Source organism: Bradyrhizobium sp. AZCC 2262, from assembly GCF_036924535.1.
Classification (GTDB): domain Bacteria; phylum Pseudomonadota; class Alphaproteobacteria; order Rhizobiales; family Xanthobacteraceae; genus Bradyrhizobium.
In genome coordinates this window covers 4599951-4613705 of sequence record NZ_JAZHRT010000001.1, presented here as the reverse complement: position 1 = coordinate 4613705, position 13755 = coordinate 4599951, and the positions used below count along the sequence as shown (strand labels likewise).

The 13755-nt window shown below is 64.7% G+C and carries 12 protein-coding genes; 2 read left to right on the top strand and 10 right to left on the bottom strand.

Annotated features, from left to right (window positions below):
- Position 1 precedes the first annotated feature (1 nt).
- From V1283_RS22035 to V1283_RS22005, 7 genes are all read right to left on the bottom strand, one after another.
- Positions 2–1372: a TIGR03808 family TAT-translocated repetitive protein gene (locus V1283_RS22035; protein WP_334393135.1), complete on the bottom strand. Its 1371-nt coding sequence runs from the start codon at positions 1370–1372 to the stop codon at positions 2–4.
- Between the two features lie 604 nt (positions 1373–1976).
- Positions 1977–3140 (bottom strand): IS110 family transposase, encoded by a 1164-nt coding sequence (locus V1283_RS22030; RefSeq protein ID WP_334385105.1) that lies wholly within the window; start codon positions 3138–3140, stop codon positions 1977–1979.
- Between the two features lie 79 nt (positions 3141–3219).
- On the bottom strand, positions 3220–3864 hold the full coding sequence (locus V1283_RS22025) for a pyroglutamyl-peptidase I (protein WP_334388548.1): 645 nt from the start codon (positions 3862–3864) through the stop codon (positions 3220–3222).
- A gap of 136 nt (positions 3865–4000) precedes the next feature.
- On the bottom strand, positions 4001–4993 hold the full coding sequence (meaB, locus tag V1283_RS22020) for a methylmalonyl Co-A mutase-associated GTPase MeaB (protein ID WP_334388547.1): 993 nt from the start codon (positions 4991–4993) through the stop codon (positions 4001–4003).
- Positions 4994–5047: 54 nt separating this feature from the next.
- Positions 5048–6559, bottom strand: a complete 1512-nt coding sequence (locus tag V1283_RS22015) for a tripartite tricarboxylate transporter permease (RefSeq protein ID WP_334388546.1) — start codon at positions 6557–6559, stop codon at positions 5048–5050.
- 3 nt (positions 6560–6562) lie between these two features.
- A complete protein-coding gene (locus V1283_RS22010) occupies positions 6563–7048 on the bottom strand; it encodes a tripartite tricarboxylate transporter TctB family protein (RefSeq protein WP_334388545.1) in 486 nt (161 codons plus the stop codon).
- 38 nt (positions 7049–7086) lie between these two features.
- Entirely contained in the window at positions 7087–8082 is a 996-nt protein-coding gene (locus tag V1283_RS22005) for a tripartite tricarboxylate transporter substrate binding protein (RefSeq protein WP_334388544.1), read from the bottom strand.
- Positions 8083–8304: 222 nt separating this feature from the next.
- On the opposite strand from V1283_RS22005, the gene V1283_RS22000 reads away from it, so the two are divergent.
- Positions 8305–8775, top strand: a complete 471-nt coding sequence (locus V1283_RS22000) for an SRPBCC family protein (protein ID WP_334388543.1) — start codon at positions 8305–8307, stop codon at positions 8773–8775.
- A 142-nt stretch (positions 8776–8917) separates the two neighbouring features.
- Complete coding sequence (locus V1283_RS21995) at positions 8918–9088, top strand: hypothetical protein (RefSeq protein WP_334388542.1); 171 nt, start codon at positions 8918–8920, stop codon at positions 9086–9088.
- Between the two features lie 111 nt (positions 9089–9199).
- Here V1283_RS21995 and scpA read toward each other — a convergent pair whose 3' ends face one another.
- From scpA to V1283_RS21980, 3 genes are read right to left on the bottom strand one after another with little or no spacing between them, the layout of a single operon-like run.
- A complete protein-coding gene (gene scpA, locus V1283_RS21990; protein ID WP_334388541.1) occupies positions 9200–11356 on the bottom strand; it encodes a methylmalonyl-CoA mutase in 2157 nt (718 codons plus the stop codon).
- 42 nt (positions 11357–11398) lie between these two features.
- A complete protein-coding gene (locus V1283_RS21985; protein ID WP_334388540.1) occupies positions 11399–11863 on the bottom strand; it encodes a GFA family protein in 465 nt (154 codons plus the stop codon).
- Entirely contained in the window at positions 11860–13728 is a 1869-nt protein-coding gene (locus V1283_RS21980) for a methylmalonyl-CoA mutase family protein (RefSeq protein ID WP_334388539.1), read from the bottom strand. Before V1283_RS21980 ends, V1283_RS21985 begins: the two co-directional genes overlap by 4 nt.
- Positions 13729–13755 lie beyond the last annotated feature (27 nt).

Below are 13755 nucleotides of genomic sequence, written 5' to 3'. Positions count from 1 at the left end.
CCTAGCGCCTTACCGCGTTGCCCCCGACCACCACCTGCGCGTAGCGTTGGGCGCCTTCGGCTGAAAGATCGGTCGTGATGGTACGGGCGTGATCGAGCCCGACCACGGCGCCGCGCGGGGTTTCCGAAATCATGTTGTTGTTGACCAGCGCCGTGCCGGCGCCGGGCATTACCGACACGCCGACACCGACGAAGGCGTTGCGGATCACATTGCCGGTGATCGCGACATCGCGGAGATACTTGCCCCAACCGGCAATGATGCCGAACGAAGGCGCGTTTTCGATCACGTTGCCGGTCACGGATGAATCCGCCTCGACATAGATGCCGATCCCGGCGTCGTCATCGGGCGCGGTGCCGATCGGCCGCTTCGGCAGCAGATTGCGGATGATGTTGCCCTGCACGACGGCGATGCGGCCGCCTTCGTTGAAATTGCACACGGAGACGCCGACGGCCGCGCCATCGACGGTGTTGTTGGCGATGACGGCACCCTCGAACGAAAACTCCGAATAGAGCGCGACCTCGCGGACATTGCTGACGCTGTTGTCCGTGATGTGGATGTTGGAGGCTGAATTGCCGCGCACCGCGGAGTAGTCGCAATTCCTGATGCGGTTGCCGCGCACGATCACATTGCCGGCGCGGAATGCATTGATGGCGTTGCCATATTGGCCGGAGCCGCCGGGGCCGGCCTTGATGTCCTCGATGCGGTTGTCGAGAACGAGCGTGCCGTCATCGCCGATCGCCGTGCGCAGGATCTCGATGCCGTTGTCGTTGGTGTCGGTGATGGTGTTGCGCGAGACGATCAGGCCCAGCGCATCGAACGAGACCACCGCCGTGGTCGCGATCTTCCTGAAGATGTTGCCGGAAATGTCGCCCGAGACCTGCTCGAGCCAGATGCCGTTGCCGCCGCTGCCCGATATTTCGCAGTCGACGATACGGACGTCGCGGCCGCCGAGGCAGTGCACGAGACCGCGCCGCTCCGGCAGCGCAATGCCGCCGCCGTCGAAGGTGATGCCGGTCAGGCCGATATTGTTGGCACCTTCGCTCTGCAGCATCGAGGCGCCGCCATTGAATATGAGCCTGGTCGCGCCGCGTACGCCGACGAGTTGCGTGCCGCTTTGCAGGCGAAGCATGCCGGCGCGATAGATTCCCGGCGGCAACGCCAGCGGCGCTTGTGCGCGCGCGGCTTCGTCGATCGCGCGCTGCAGTTTTGCGGTTTGATCGTCGGGGCTGCCGGGACGCACGCCATACTGCGTGACGTCGCGGCCGAGCGTGGAGGTGAGGGGCGCCGCGCGCGCGGCATCCGGCGAGATCGCCAGCGCACCCGCGACGCCGGCGGCGGATGTTCCAATGAGATTGCGTCGGCTGACATGCATGGTTGAATGGTCCTCGCGCAATGCAGATCGCGGCATCCGCGCCTTCATAGGTATCGCGAAAATGCGGCCGGGCATGGTGAAGACCAGGGGGGAACGCGGTGATTGTTCGGGGTAGGGTTAATGTTGGGTGCGACAATCAATCCACGTCGTCTCGGCCAAGCGAAGTCCCTAGGGAGGGCAAAGGCGCACTTGCGCCGTGCCCACCGTTTCAATTTGCTGGACGAAATAGTGGGCACGCTTCGCTTTGCCCACCCTCATATGAGGGCTTTTGAGTCAAGCATCCCGACCGGGGCTTGGATGTGATTTTTTGCATTCGGTGGAGCGGCGGCGCGCGGAGCCATGCGTAGCGCAGCGTGCCGCCGCGGTCGGTGCGCTCAGGAACTGGCTTCCGGCGATTTATGCAGCATCTCACTGCATCACCTCATATCCGGTCGGGCGTTTTGCAGCCCGGTACCCACATTCCGCATGCATGCGGCGAGGAAGCCATGAGGATGAGACCCATCTACGAAGCGGCCTGTTGATTTGGCCCAAGGGTGGCACGGTCATCATCCATTCCGCGCTGACCGCGGCCGACGCCGCGACGCTGACGCGTTGCTTGAAACGTTTACGCCTTCGCGGCCTTGAGCACGGCTCCTTCGGGAACCATGCCGGTTGTGAGGTAGCGCCAGAGCGCCACCATCAGCTTGCGCGCCAAGGCCACGATGGCGATGCGCTTGTTGCGCTTGCTGGCATTGTTGTGGGTGCGGCTGCGGAACCATCGGGTGAGCGCACTCTCCGGCTGATGCCGCAGCCACAGCCAGGCCAGTTCGATCGCGGCGCAGCGGGCGCGTGGATTGCCCGCCTTGCTGATGCCCTGGTCGCGGTCGGTCCCGCCGCTCTGCCATGGACTGGGCGTCAGCCCGAAATAGCTCGCGACCTCACGCCGATTACGAAAGTCCTTGTAGAACACCTCGCTGGTCAGCGTCGTCGCGAACGCCGGACCGAGGCATTTGAGCCGGAGCAACAGTTCGCTGCGCTCGGTCATCTGCGCCGCCGCAGGTGCCGGATCCGCTTGAGCCGACGCCTGTGCGAGTTCCTCGAGCCGTTCGCGCACCAGCATCAGCCGTGCGTGCTCGTGCCTGATCTCCGCCAGCATCCGTGGCGGCACCGCCTGGCCCTGCCAATCCCGCTGCGCCGAAAGCCAGCTCAGCCAGTCACGCCGGCGCGGGTTCCCCACCGCCATGCCCAACAATCGCAGCAGCGCCTTGATCCGGGTGGTGTGCGCGGTTTGCTCCTTGATCAGCCGGCCGCGTTCACGGCTGGTGCGGCGGGCGTCCTCTTGCTCCGGCGCAGGTGCCCGCACGATCCGCACCACCTGCGGCTCACCGCGCAGATACGCCATCAGCGTCCGTAGCATCTTCTCGCCATCGATCCGGTCGGTCTTCACCCGCCGTGCCCGCTGATCCACCGCTATGCTCGCAGGGTCAAACACGTAGTTCGTGATCCCGGCAGCCAGCAGAAGCCGATGCAGCCAGAACCCGTCGTAGCCCGCTTCGTAGCAGCTCACCACCGCCGGAACGGCTCCCAGCGCCCGGGCCGCCCGCTCCCGAACCTGACCGATCAGCGCCAGCAGCGCAGCATGATCGCCGCCCTCCAGCTTGTGACGCGACATCTTGCCTTTGTCCGGACTGTGCAGCGTTACCAGCCAGCTCTTCTGGCTCAGTTCAATCGCAACGAAAATCGTGCCACAATGCCCGGCGGTGGGCGTGTCTACGGTCGATGCTTGCATCTGGCTCTCCGATGGTTCGAGTGTGGAAACCCAAACCTACCGGAAAGGGCACGCTCACCGCCCCATGGAATCTACGAACCTACGAAGCTCTTCGCGCCAGCCTAACCATTTCCAGCAGCATCGCTTCGCCGGCATCGACCAGCTCTTCCAGCGTGATGCGCGAAAATCCCTTGCGCCTGACGGCGCCGCCGCGCGCCAGCGGCGGGATGTGAACGAAGGCGGCGAGACGAGGGCCGTTGTCGGCATTGATGGCTTCGATCGCACGCCAGCTCAGATAGTTGCAGAGATAGCTTCCGGCATCGCGCGAGGCGCGGGCATCGAGGCCGGTACCCTCAGCGGCACGCAGCAGCTTTGCGGTATGCGGGCCGAATCTCTGCGCGTCCGCCCCGTCGGCGATCGATCCCTTGCGGGACCGGGTTTGCGCGGCATCGGGCCACAGCATGGTGACGGCATTGCGGGCGCGGGTCTCGATACGGACGTATCCGGTGCGGCCGGCGAGGCCGAACATCAACAGCGCATGTGGCTTGTGTTTTTGCAAGGCCAGCGGCAATTCACGGTCGACCGCCGTGTAGGTCACGGGAAAGATGTGGCTGGACAGCTCGACGTCGGTGAAGGCGGGCCGGCGCAGCCGCATCAGCCGCGCCACCAGCGGCTGTGTTGGATTGTAGGGTGCACCGGGAAACGGGCCAAAACCGGTGACGAGAATGCGAAGTTTTTCGCTCAATTGCCCGACCCTGTCGTCATGCCCGCGTAGGCGGGCATCCAGTACTCACCGGCTCCAATGTGATTCAAGACTGCCTCCTGCGATTACTGGATCGTCCGCCCCAGTGCGCAACTGCGCACAAGGCGGACGATGACGGCTAGCGTAGCATCTCCGCGATCTGTTCGGCGGCGACCGCCGGCGTGATGCGACCTTCGGCGACTTCGGCCTCGGTCTTCTTCACCTTGGCGCGGATCGCGGCGTCAGACCGCAGCCGGGCCATCATCCGCTGCTCCAGCATCGACCACATCCATTTCACCTGCTGCTCGCGCCGCCGGCCGGCGAACTCGCCCGAGGCGTTCATGGCGGTGCGGTGATCGAGGATCTTCTGCCACAGCGTGTCCATGCCGGTGCCGGTCAGCGCCGAATAGGTCAGGACCGGCGGATGCCAGTGTTCCGAGCGAGGGCTCAAAATATGCAGCGCGCCGCGATATTCGGCCGCGGCCAGATTGGCGCGCTTGATGTTGTCGCCGTCGGCCTTGTTGATCGCGATCATGTCGGCGAGTTCGACGAGACCTTTCTTGATGCCCTGCAGTTCATCGCCGGCGCCGGGCAGCATCAAGGCCAGAAAGAAATCGGTCATGTCGCAGACGGCCGTTTCGGACTGGCCGATGCCGACGGTCTCCACCAGCACGACGTCGAAGCCGGCGGCCTCGCACAACAGCATCGCCTCGCGGGTCTTTGCGGCGACGCCGCCGAGCGTGCCTGATGACGGCGAGGGCCGGATGAAGGCGGCGTCCGAATTCGCCAGCCGCACCATCCGCGTCTTGTCGCCGAGGATCGAACCGCCGGTGCGCGCCGAGGAGGGGTCCACCGCCAGCACCGCGACCTTGTGGCCGCGCTCGATCAGGAACATGCCGAGCGCGTCGATGGTGGTGGATTTGCCGACCCCGGGCGAGCCGGTGATGCCGACACGCACCGCCTTGCCGGTGTCTGATAACAGCGCCTGCACCAGATCGCGCGCCGCGGCTTGGTGATCGCCGCGCCGGCTCTCGATCAGCGTGATCGCGCGCGCCAGCGCCGCGCGGTGGCCGGAGCGGAGTTCTTTGGCGAGTTTCCCGGCATCGGGGGAGGGATTCTTCGGCAGGGTCATGGCGTTGGTTTACAACGCCCGCGCCGGGCAGGCGAGGGGGCCTTGTGCAGTCCCTCAGCGCGCCGACGCGGCCGCTGGGGCCTCGCCCTTGAGCTTCCGCCACACCCAGACCAGCACCGGCCAGATCAACGCGCCGATCGCCATGGCGGCGAGGATCGCGGCGATCGGACGCTCGAAGAACGGCAATATGCTGCCATCGGATTTGATCAGCGAGGTGACGAACGCCTGTTCCACCATGGTGCCCATCACGATGCCGAGCACCATGGCGGCGACCGGATAGCCGTTTTCCTCCATGACGTAGCCGATGATCCCGAACATCGCGACGGTGACGACGCCGAACATGTTGTTGCCGATCGCGAACGAACCTACCGCGCAGCACAGCATGATGACCGGCATGACGGTGGAACGCGGCGCGCGCAGCACGTGGCTCGCCAGCCGGATCATGACGATGCCGAACGGGATCATGATGATATTGGCGATGATGAACATCAGGTAGATCGCGTACATGCTCGACGCTTTTTCGGTGAACAGCGTCGGTCCGGGATTGAGGCCCTTCATGTAGAGCACGCCGATCGCGATCGCCGCGATGGTGTCGCCGGGAATGCCGAACAGCAGCGAGGGCACCCAGCCCGAGGCGATACTGGCGTTGTTGCTGGCGCCGGCTTCGACCAGTCCCTCGACATGGCCGGTACCGAATTTCTCGGGTTCTTTTGAGAAGCGTTTCGACATGGCGTAGCTGACCCAGGCGGCCATGTCGGCGCCGGCGCCCGGCAGCACGCCGATGATGATGCCGATGATGTTTCCGCGCGTCATCTGCCAGTGGTACTTTTTGGTCAGCAGCCACTGGCCTGCCATGATGCTTCCGAACTTGCGCCGGGGAATCGGCGGCGGCTCCGGCGTCAGCATCGCGCGCATCACCTGCGCCACGGCGAAGACGCCGACCAGCGCCGGGATCGGTTCGATGCCGCCGAAAAGGTCGGTCATGCCAAACGTGAAGCGCGGCACACCGCCGGGATTCTCAATGCCGATGCAGGAGACGAGCAGGCCGATGAACATGCCGGCGATCGCCTTGACCGGCGAGGAGCGCGCGACCAGCGTGGCGCACATCAGCCCGAGGAACGCCAGCCAGAAATATTCGAAGGTCGAGAACGACAGCGCGATCTCGGCGAGCGGCGGCGCCAGGATCATCAGCGAGAGCGTGCCCGCGATGCCGCCGACGGCGGAGAACCAGACGCCCGCGCCGAGCGCCAGTTCAGCCTCGCCCTTGCGCGTCATGGCGTAGGCTTCGTCCGCATACGCCGCGGAGGCCGGGGTGCCGGGAATGCGCAGCAGCGCGCCGGGAATGTCGCCGGAGAAGATCGCCATCGAGGAGGCCGCCACGATGGTGGCGATGGCGGCGATCGGCGACAGATAGAAGGTGACGGGGACCAGAAGCGCAGTCGCCATGGTCGCCGACAGGCCCGGCAGCGAGCCGATGACGAGGCCATAGATCGAGGCCGCGAACATCGCGATAATGACTTCCCAGGTGGTAATGAGCGCGAACGCTTCAAGCAGGGTTTTCAGCATCGATCACCATGGCATCGGCAGCAGCCCGGCCGGGAGCGGCACGCGCAGCAATTTTGCGAAAATCAGATGAATGCCGATCGGCGCCAGCACGGCGAGCGGCAGCGACAGCTTCCATCTTGCGCCGAGCGCGCTCGAGGTCACGAACACGATCAGCGCTGCCGTGATGATGAAGCCAAGCCGGTCGGCGACCACCACGTAGAACAGCAGCAATGCCGGCGGCAGCAATGCGCGCAGGCCGTAAAACTTCCCGGTCGGCGGCCTCGGCTGGCCGCCCTCGACCGGAATGAGCTCTTCCTCCTCTTCGAAGGAATGGCCGATCCCGAACGCGATCGCGAGCCCGCACAACGCGAGACCCGTTCCGATCACCAGCGGAAACACGTTGGGCCCGACCGGCTGGCCGGGCACCGGCGGCAACAGCCAGCCGCCATAGGCGGCAGCCGCGCCGAGGCCAACGAGAAACAATCCCGTGACGCGATCGGGAAGACGCATGGACTGGCTCCGTGGGTTCGGACGATGTCAGCCGATGATCAGGCCTTCGATAGCCCGGCGGCCTTCATCGCCACGCCCATCTGGGCGTCGCCCTTGTCCATGAAGGTGGCGAATTCGGTCGCATCGCCCCACACCGTTCCGAAGCCGCGATTGCTCATGAACTCCTTGAACTCCTTGGAGTCGAAAACCTTCTTCAGTGCCGCGGTGAGTTTTGTCGCGACATCCGCAGGCAGGCCCTTGGGGCCGGCAATGCCGCGCCACGCCCCGGTCGAATAATCGATGCCCATCGCTTCCTTCAGCGTCGGCACGTCGGGGAAGGCGGGGTTGCGCGCCGTGGCCATCAGCGCAAGGCTGCGTGCCTTGCCGGCCTCGATGATGGCGCGCGCTTCCGGCACCGAACAGGTGGTGAGATCGAGGCCGCCTGCCGCGAGATCCTGCATTGCGGGCGCCGCGCCGTTCGACGGCACCCAGGCGACATGATTTGGCGCAAGTCCCATCGCCTGCATCCAGCCGACCAGCGCCAGGTGCCAGATGCCGCCCTGGCCGGTGCCGGAGGCTTTGAACTTGCCGGCAGGCGCGGCCTTGATGGCGTCGGCGAGTTCTTTCACGGTCTTGTAGGGCGATCCGGAACTGACCTGGATGCCGGGCGGATCCTCGTTCATCAGCGCGAGCGGTGTGTAGCTCTTTGGCGCCAGTTCAGTGAGGCCCTGCCAGTGCATCATCGAGATTTCCACCGTCAGCATGCCGATGGTGTAGCCGTCGGGCTGTGCGGTCGCGATCGCGGAATGGCCGACCACGCCGGAGCCGCCGGTGCGGTTGACCACGTTAAAGGGCTGGCCGAGATCCTTCTCCAGCAGCGCCGCGACGATGCGTGCGGTCGCGTCAGTGCCGCCGCCGGCGCCCCACGGTACGATCACGGTCACCGGGCGTGCCGGGTAAGCCTGCGCCAAAGCCGGCTTGAAGCCAAAACCCGCGACAGCCGCCGCAGCAGCGGATGAAGCCGCGAAGGCGCGGCGCGTGATCTTCCTGGACATGGTGGGTCCTCCCCTGCGGCACCCGTGAGTCCAGGCGCTCTTGTGATGTCCGCATTCTAGGCGGCTTTGTGCTGCAGTCGCAAGCCGTTGGCCGATCATACGGTTTCATCTCCGGTGGGCATCTCGCCGCATCCGGAAATCGGGTGGCGGCGATCAGGCTACCCGAAATAGGTATCCATGTGCGGCTCAGTCATCGAGCCGCGATCGATTGCGGAGACAACCATGACGACAGCCTATTACAGCACTGTGCTGAACCATCCCGTGCCAGTCGTGTGGGATCTGATCCGCGACTTCAACAACTACCCGGCCTATATCGACGGCGTCACCGAAAGCGTGATCGAGGACGACAAGAGCGGCGACGAAATCGGAGCAGTGAGGCGCTTCTGCTATCTCGGCAACTGGGTTCGCCAACGTCTCGCCGGCCATTCCGACGAAGGCCACACGCTGACCTATGCCGGCATCGAGCCGCTGCCGTTTCCATCCGGTCTCGTGCCCGAAGCGCCCGCACCGACTCACTATCAGGGCACGATGCACCTGCTTCCGGTCGTCGAGGGCAACAGAACATTCATCGAATGGGCTGTAACGCTCGACACCGCGCCGCAGGATGCCGAGCGTTGGCGGACGCAATTCCAGTCCTGGATTCCGGATTGGACTCGTTCGCTCGAAAGGGCGTTAAGCCGCCTTCGCGCGTGAGGCGATGGTCTTCACTTTTGCGGGTATTGCAGAACCTTTCGGTAGCGATGCAGCCGCCAGATTCCGCGTTTGCGCCGCAATAATTCCTTAATTGAGGGAGCCAATGTGCCCGCGCTTGGGGGTCAGAGCATGGGGAGACATCATGACTGACAGCGACTGGAAGGAGCGCAGAAATCAGGTTGCGCGCTATCGGGCGATGGAGCAGGAAACCACGGATCCACTCGCGGCGCGTTTGCTACACGATATCGTTTTGGATTTGGAAGCAGAGTTGGAAGGACTGCGGCAAAGCATCGGCCTTGATGCTGCTGCGTAGGCACTGACGCATCCGACATCAGGATGGTCTACCTGGGGGCACTGCGGCACCATTGCACGGTGCCCCCTTTCATTGACACAGCCTATCTCAATCGTACGCTTCGTGTCGAAGCTACTCCGCCGCCTCGCTATGGCCGAGCCGGGCGTTGAGCTTGCGGATCAGCTCTTCGGCGGCATCCGAGATCACCGTGCCGGGCGGGAAGATCGCTTCGGCGCCGGCCGCATAGAGCGCCTCATAATCCTGCGGCGGGACCACGCCGCCGATGATGATCATGATGTCCTCGCGGCCGTGCTTCTTCAGCGCGGCCTTGAGTTCCGGCACCGCGGTGAGGTGGGCGGCCGCGAGCGACGACACGCCGAGGATATGGACGTCGTTCTCCACCGCCTGCCGCGCCGCCTCGTCGGCGGTGGCAAACAGCGGCCCGATATCGACGTCGAAGCCGACATCGGCGAACGCGGATGCGATCACCTTCTGGCCGCGGTCGTGGCCGTCCTGGCCGATCTTGGCGACGAGGATGCGGGGCCGGCGGCCCTCGGCAGTCTCGAACGCATCGATCAGCTCCTGCACCTTTTCGACCCGGTTGGACATGGCGGACGCCTCCCGCTTGTAGACGCCGGTGATGGATTTGATTTCGGCGCGGTGGCGCCCGAACACTTTTTCCATCGCGTCCGAAATTTCGCCCACGGTTGCTTTGGCGCGCGCGGCATCGATCGCCAGCGCCAGCAGGTTGCCATTGCCTTCGCCGGCGCTGCGCGTCAGTGCGGCCAGCGCAGAATCGACTTCCTTCTGGTCGCGCTCGGTGCGCAGCCGCTTCAGCTTGTCGATCTGCAGCCGCCGCACGGTGGAGTTTTCCACCTTGAGCACGTCGATCGCGGCTTCATTGACGGGCTTGTACTTGTTGACGCCGATCACCGCCTGCCGTCCGGCGTCGATCCGCGCCTGCGTCTTGGCGGAGGCTTCCTCGATCCGCAGTTTCGGCACGCCGGCCTCGATCGCCTTGGCCATGCCGCCGAGCGCCTCGACTTCCTGGATGTGGCCCCAGGCCTTCTCCGCGAGATCGCGGGTCAGCCGTTCCACGTAATAGGAGCCGCCCCAGGGATCGATGATGCGGTTGGTGCCGCTTTCCTGCTGCAGGAACAATTGCGTGTTGCGCGCGATGCGGGCTGAGAAGTCGGTCGGCAGCGCCAGCGCCTCGTCGAGCGCGTTGGTGTGCAGCGATTGAGTGTGGCCCTGGGTCGCCGCCATCGCCTCGATGGTGGTGCGCATCACATTGTTGAAGACGTCCTGCGCGGTCAGCGACCAGCCGGAGGTCTGGCAATGCGTGCGCAGCGACAGCGAGCGCGGATCCTTCGGGTTGAACTGGGCCAGCAGCTTGGCCCACAACAGCCGCGCGGCGCGCATCTTGGCGACTTCCATGAAGAAGTTCATGCCGATCGCCCAGAAGAACGACAGCCGCGGCGCGAAGCGGTCGACGTCGAGGCCGGCGGCAAGTCCGGCACGCAGATATTCGACACCGTCGGCCAACGTATAGGCGAGCTCGAGGTCCTGCGTGGCCCCAGCTTCCTGCATGTGATAGCCGGAGATGGAGATCGAGTTGTACTTCGGCATTTTTTGCGAGGTGTACGCAAAAATGTCGGAGATGATCCGCATCGAGGGCACGGGTGGATAGATGTAGGTGTTGCGCACCATGAACTCTTTCAGAATGTCGTTCTGAATGGTGCCCGACAATTTCTCCGGGGGAACGCCCTGTTCCTCGGCGGCGGCGACGAACAACGCGAGGATCGGCAGCACCGCGCCGTTCATGGTCATCGACACGCTCATCTGGTCGAGCGGAATGCCCGCAAACAGCGTGCGCATGTCGTAGATGGAATCGATCGCGACGCCAGCCATGCCGACGTCGCCGGAGACGCGGGGGTGATCGCTGTCATAGCCGCGATGCGTGGCGAGGTCGAACGCGACCGAAAGGCCCTTTTGCCCGGCCGCGAGGTTACGGCGATAGAACGCGTTGGAATCTTCCGCCGTGGAGAAACCAGCGTATTGCCTGATGGTCCAGGGCTGGTTGACATACATGGTCGGGTAGGGGCCGCGTAAGTATGGCGCGACGCCTGGCCATGTTTCGAGGAAGTCGATGCCCTCGAGATCGGCCTCGCTGTAGCCGGGCTTGACCGGGATACCTTCGGGCGTCAGCCACGGCTCGGCGCCGCCGGCGGGCGGCGCGGGCGCGGTGGCTTCAAAGGCGACATTTGCAAAGTTCGGTATGCGGCTCATGGTACCCATCATAGCACATGTGAAGTCGAGGGCGCGCCACCCCTAATCATGATCCGGATGCTGGTGGCTGCTGATGGTCGCCAACTTCTCCGGCCCGTAATTCTGCATTGTGGTCTGGCTCGGCAGGTTGGCGATGCCGACCACCCAGCCAAGCCGGGATTCGGTTCCATATTGCCGCGTCGGCACCACCCGGTCGGGGCGGTCGAACGTGCCGGTCATGATCTCGATCCGGGGGCCGCCGATGCGCCGGAAGCTTAGCGGCGTGCCGCAGTCGGAGCAAAAATCGCGCTCGGCGATGGAGGAGGATTGGAATGCGGATGGCTTGCCGCGGGTCCAGGTGAAGTTTTCATGCTCTATGTCGGCGAAGGAGGCGAAGGGCGCGCCCGATGCCTTCTGGCACATCCGGCAATGGCAGATGCTGATCTTGGCGGGCACCCCCGATACCGCGAAGCGGATGGCGCCGCACTGGCAGCCGCCGGTCAGGACCGTCTTGTTGTTTTCCGTCATGCTTGCTCCATCCGCCGCCAGGCTTCCTTCAGCATCGCCAGCGCATCGCCGCCGGCAAAGATGAAATCGCCGACGCCGGCCGAGCGTAGCGCAGCCTCCTGTTCGCCGGGCCGCCCTGCCAGATAGATATGCTTGGCGCCGGCCGCTTGAAGGGCCTTTGTGGCGGCTACTGCGTGTTCCGCATAGGCCTTGTCGGACGAGCACAGGCAAACAATCGCCGCGCCTGACGCCTTGAACGCGGCGGCCAGCGCCGCCGGGTCGACAAACCCCTGCGTGTCGATCGCCTCGATGCCACCAGTTTCGAAAAAACTCTTGGCAAAGGTGGCGCGTGCGGTGAAGTCGGCCGCCGTGCCGAGATTGGCAAGGAATATCTTTGGCCGCGCGCCGGATGCCTTGAGCTTTTCGTCCGACTTGTCGCGCAGCGCCTCGAACGGCGCGGCCAGCCGCATCGGCGCCAGCGGGTCGAACTTGAACTTTGCCTCGCCATAGGGCGGCAGCACGATCGGCGTCGCATCGAGGACGGCGATCTCAGGCTCATGCAGGTTCGGGAATTCGCTCGCGCCGGTCAACACGTCTCTTCGCTTGGCAATGCTGGCCTCGCGCGCGGTCCGCGTGGCGGCGACCTTGCGCTGGATCAGATTCTGTTCGAGCGCGGAAAATATGCCGCCGGCGGTTTCGATCTCCTGAAACAGCGACCACGCGGATTCGCAAAGCTGTTTTGTCAATGCCTCGATGCCGCCGGCGCCGGCTGCGGGATCGCTCACCTTGGCAAGGTTGGACTCTTCCAGCAGCACCAGTTGTGTGTTGCGCGCGGCCCGCCGCGCGAACGGATCGGGCAGACCCAGCGCCAGCGTATGCGGCAATACGGTGATGGCGCTGGCACCGCCGAGACCGGCGGAAAAAGTCGCCATCGTCGCGCGCAGCATGTTCACATAGGCATCGCGCTGCGTCAGCATGCGCCATGCGGTATCGGCCGCAATGAACAGCGGTTTGGGCGTGAGACCGCAGGCCTGCTCGACCCGCGCCCACAACAGCCGCAGCGCCCGGAATTTCGCCAGCGTCAGGAACTGGTCCGCGTCCGCGCTCAGCCGCGCATAGACCATGCCTCGCGCATCTTCGAGCGCAATGCCTGCCTGTTCGATCGCGCGCAGATAGGCGACGGCGGCGGCGAGCACGAATGCCAATTCCTGCACCTCCGATCCACCGGCATCGTGGATCACCCGCCCATCGGCGACCGCGAACGGGCCCTTGAAGCCCATGGCGGCGAGGCCCTTGATCGAGCCGGTGACCGCGGGAACGATCTCCTCCCAGCTATAGGGACTGAAGCCCCACACCGCACAGGATCCGAGCGGGTCCAGCCCAAAGCGGATATCGCAGGCGGCGGGGTCGATACCTCTGCGCTTGATATATTCCGCCACGTGAATCGCTGCCATCCGCGACTGCGGGCCGATCTGCAGCTCGATACCGATGCCGGCGTCGAGATAGATGCCATCGAGAACCTGCGCGACCGCCTCTGCCGAAGGATCCAGCCCGAAACCATGGGCGCCATTGGCGCCGGCGAATACGAGCGTCAGCCCCGTCGCGCCGTTCTCCAGATCGTGCAGCGCCTGCGCGTTGGCCGCCTTTGCATCGGGATGATCGATCCGCTGCATGATCTGCCAGGGCGCAGCCGCGGCACGGCCGGCGACCGGCGTAGCACCCTGGGCCCGGCGATAGATCGGATCGATTTTCAACCCGTCGGACGTCTTGCTGACCAGTTTCTCGAACGGCGCGCCCTTCAGCACCCCGTCGACCAGCTTGCGCCAGTCCTCGTAGGTCGCCTGCGGAAATTCCGCCGCCAATGTCAGCTCGTCAATCCTGGTCATCCGGCCCATTATTCCCTGGTCGTCTCT